Source organism: Sulfitobacter litoralis, from assembly GCF_900103185.1.
Lineage (GTDB): Bacteria > Pseudomonadota > Alphaproteobacteria > Rhodobacterales > Rhodobacteraceae > Sulfitobacter > Sulfitobacter litoralis.
In genome coordinates this window covers 1-1,772 of record NZ_FNJD01000054.1, presented here as the reverse complement: position 1 = coordinate 1,772, position 1,772 = coordinate 1, and the positions used below count along the sequence as shown (strand labels likewise).

The window sequence follows — 1,772 nt, the reverse complement described above, 5'->3', positions numbered from 1 at the left end:
TATAAAATGCAGTTGCTTCATTTTGATAATAGCGATGAACGTGTTGCGCATCCTTCTTTTCCTCGGCCTTAGAAAGCTCAACCCGTTGAGCATAATAGCGACCATTTTCTGACAAGCGCTGCATAATGTGTTTGGGCACATCCTCTCTCGTAGATCGCAATTTCTGTATGTAGACGCCGGTCATCACATAGGGTCTGCGCTTATCCGACGTTCCGTAAGTATCGACCTGAGCCAACCATAAGGCCTCTGGAAGCAGCTTACCCCAGTGTTTGTCGAGAATAGTATTCACCACGCTCTCGGCTTCAAACGGCAGGACCGGGAAAAGAGTTCCGATATATGCGCGTGCATTACCAAATGTGAAACGTGCCGCAAGCTCGTGCCAGGAAACACACGCATTGTTTATAACAATCGGTGTTCCGTTTCCAGCAAGAGAGGTTGGCATCGGAATGTAATTATTGTCGAACATTGCCATTGCCGCCGATGACTTAACTCTATCCAAAGGTTCTTTGTGAACTGGTTCAAAATCATCTCTTCCAGACCAGTCTGCGTAGTCCTTTATGGCGCTACCAACATAGAGATCAGCTTTGGCAACCGGATCGTCCCAATCGACGCCATCAAGTGAATGAAAATAACTAAACTGCATTACTCTTAAAAGATTGTTATCGTCTGTCCGTCCTATACCGATTGCGATGTCTACTATCAGACGGCGGTCCAAACCTTCACTATCAGTGAACTCATAAGTCCAGCGCCAGCCGTCAGCATCGCCACAGTGTGTCGCAAACAACAGCAGGTCATATGGAAAGTGATCGACCATATCTGAAATGGAGCTGACTTCCGCGCCTTCTCCACGATATCCACGAACGAAAACCCGTTTCTTTGGCAAAACCTTGGTGGCAGCATCAATCTCAGGCGCCGGAGTTTTCTCAGGGTCCACCAAAACTGCTACATTTACACCTCTGCTGTCGCTCTGTTCGGCCGCAAATCCATTCATCACAGAAACGCCGCAATCGGGGTAGTTGAAAATGTGTGTTGAAGGGTGGGAAGGAAATCCTATGCCAAATGGAAGTTTCTTAGTAAAAAATGTTAAAGACGCTCCGTTGGGAAATTTGACACCGCCACATAGGTTAAAAAGGTCAGTTTGAAGGTTTAGGCGCTGTTTCCCGTTTTCGGAGGAATAGAGCTGCTCAAGGATCGGCTCCGCCACCTCAGTATCTACCTCCGGGATAATCGTGAGTGAGGCTCCAAGGGAATATGCATAGTTCGAGGCGATTATTTCCGATATTTTATCACCAGCTTCACACACGACGTGATGCTTGCTATGCCCGATGATCGTAGCCGTTGCAGGACCATTGTCTTCAAATTCGATAAGGCGCCCTTCGTAAAGCGCTTTAAGCAGGCCAACCCCAATGTTTTCCCGCCCCCATTTAAGGCGTTCATTATTGAGGATGTCTGTCGAGGCAAGACTGTCAACGTCTGCATGATCACGCACCTGAACAATGCCATTTGGCAGTTTATCCGACATAGCTGCAACCTGATCATCCGAAAGACCGGATAAGATTACGTCGTTTGCTTTGATCCGAGCCAGAGCATTGTTTCGACGCGCTATCTCGGCCTGGGCATCTGGCCTCTTCAACCTCGGTCCGTCCATAACCGACAGATAATGAAATCGTTTAGCAACGGCCGAGGTAAGTCGAGCCGCCAAATATGCATCATCTGAGATGATAGCGGTGTTCATCAATTTTGGCGCGCGAAGTGTCATGGCTGGCTGGTTT

General features: G+C 48.1%; 1 protein-coding gene. It reads right to left on the bottom strand.

Annotated elements, in window-relative coordinates:
- On the bottom strand, positions 1-1,735 hold a 1,735-nt coding region (locus tag BLQ98_RS17970), incomplete at its 3' end, for a hypothetical protein (protein ID WP_141135391.1).
- Positions 1,736-1,772: the final 37 nt, after the last annotated feature.